This window comes from Crocosphaera sp. XPORK-15E (genome assembly GCF_034931425.1).
GTDB lineage: Bacteria > Cyanobacteriota > Cyanobacteriia > Cyanobacteriales > Microcystaceae > UHCC-0190.
Genome location: NZ_JAYGHQ010000065.1, coordinates 1 through 2,079, shown reverse-complemented (window position 1 = coordinate 2,079; position 2,079 = coordinate 1). Strand labels below are relative to the sequence as shown.

The 2,079-nt window shown below is 40.2% G+C and carries 1 protein-coding gene and 1 CRISPR repeat array; the gene reads left to right on the top strand.

Annotated elements, in window-relative coordinates; translation table 11 throughout:
* Window positions 1-175: TauD/TfdA family dioxygenase (locus VB691_RS25920; RefSeq protein ID WP_416245502.1), on the top strand; the 175-nt coding region annotated here is incomplete at its 5' end.
* A gap of 57 nt (window positions 176-232) precedes the next feature.
* A CRISPR array of direct repeats spans window positions 233-2,060; the repeat unit is 36 nt; unit sequence GTTTCCAACTATTCCTATTTAACCCAATAGGTAGGG.
* Between the last annotated feature and the right edge of the window lie 19 nt (window positions 2,061-2,079).

The following is a 2,079-nucleotide window of genomic DNA, read 5'->3' as shown; positions in this document are numbered from 1 at the left end:
TAATCCTCAGTTAAAAGACATTTGCGATCGCATTTCACAATGGTTTTACGACAATGCTTATTCAATCAGTTTAGACAAAGGTTCGTTACTGTTGTTTAGTAACCATTATTTTCTTCATGGAAGATCAAAAGTCTGGGACAAAAATCGTCACCTAGAGAGAATTTGGTTGGGTTGAGTTTTTGCCACTTTTTCGGACATAAGAAAAGACACAGAGTGAACAGGGGCTGTTGTTGTTTCCAACTATTCCTATTTAACCCAATAGGTAGGGTATCTTTAGATGTCTGGAAACATTCGGACACCTTGGAGCGTTTCCAACTATTCCTATTTAACCCAATAGGTAGGGTACCAAATACTTAATGCGGACGGAAACTCATTAAACAATGTTTCCAACTATTCCTATTTAACCCAATAGGTAGGGAACAATTCTTCTGTTAAACAATATTTGAAGACCGATTTTGACGTTTCCAACTATTCCTATTTAACCCAATAGGTAGGGTCTCACAGGAGGAAGTCTCAGGATTTGAAGTTTCCAACTATTCCTATTTAACCCAATAGGTAGGGAGTCGCATTTCTACGATTCTCAGCAAGAAGAAACAACGTTTCCAACTATTCCTATTTAACCCAATAGGTAGGGATTTGGGTAGGGATTGTCACAAAAGAGTCCAACCGGACGGTTTCCAACTATTCCTATTTAACCCAATAGGTAGGGTTTCAACCGCGTGACTGGTTTTGAAACCTACGGGATTGAAAAGTTTCCAACTATTCCTATTTAACCCAATAGGTAGGGTCCAAAATGGGACAGACAAAGTCTACAGCAATGTTTCCAACTATTCCTATTTAACCCAATAGGTAGGGGAATGGTAACTACCGCAACGCTGATTCGTATAACGGAATGGCCGTTTCCAACTATTCCTATTTAACCCAATAGGTAGGGAATTTTCTTTCGGAAAAAAAGTCATAACACTGAATCTCCGAGGGTTTCCAACTATTCCTATTTAACCCAATAGGTAGGGTATACGTCAGTCAGGACGAGTAGATGGTACGGCATCCGGAAGTTTCCAACTATTCCTATTTAACCCAATAGGTAGGGAAGTTCTAAAGCAAAAAACCGAGCAGTTAAAAAGACTCCTTGTTTCCAACTATTCCTATTTAACCCAATAGGTAGGGTTTGTTGAGACTGACGCTGCAAATCTGAACTTCAACTTGTTTCCAACTATTCCTATTTAACCCAATAGGTAGGGTTCATGTAAATCTAACGGTACCCTTGCTGATAGTGAGTTTCCAACTATTCCTATTTAACCCAATAGGTAGGGGCTGAAAGAAATGAAAATATTAGCGTCAATAACACTGACGTTAGTGTTTCCAACTATTCCTATTTAACCCAATAGGTAGGGTTTAGCAGGCGTTCTATTAGGCACTAATGATTTAGATAAACTAGTTTCCAACTATTCCTATTTAACCCAATAGGTAGGGTGCAGCAAAAGCTTGAAAAAGCGTTTACTAATGTTTCCAACTATTCCTATTTAACCCAATAGGTAGGGACAAAAGTTGAGCAGGATTTCCGCGGATCCAACAAGTTTCCAACTATTCCTATTTAACCCAATAGGTAGGGGAGAAAATGGCCGAAACTATTTGGCCTTCCCTGTTTCCAACTATTCCTATTTAACCCAATAGGTAGGGTGGCCGAAACTATTTGGCCTTCCCTCAAAAAACAAACCCGTTTCCAACTATTCCTATTTAACCCAATAGGTAGGGCTTGTTAAAACGGTCTCGCAAAACCACAAAGGTTGAGCCGTTTCCAACTATTCCTATTTAACCCAATAGGTAGGGCTCCTTATGATTATGAGAAAAAACGGTGGCTTGATTTTTGCGAGTTTCCAACTATTCCTATTTAACCCAATAGGTAGGGAGTTGATGATACTCCCAGTGGGGGTGTCTGGGGTCTGTAGTTTCCAACTATTCCTATTTAACCCAATAGGTAGGGGTCGGGGCTTCTGTGCCTTGAACCTTGGGTGCGCCTCAAAGTTTCCAACTATTCCTATTTAACCCAATAGGTAGGGAGTTCGTCTGACGAGCCAG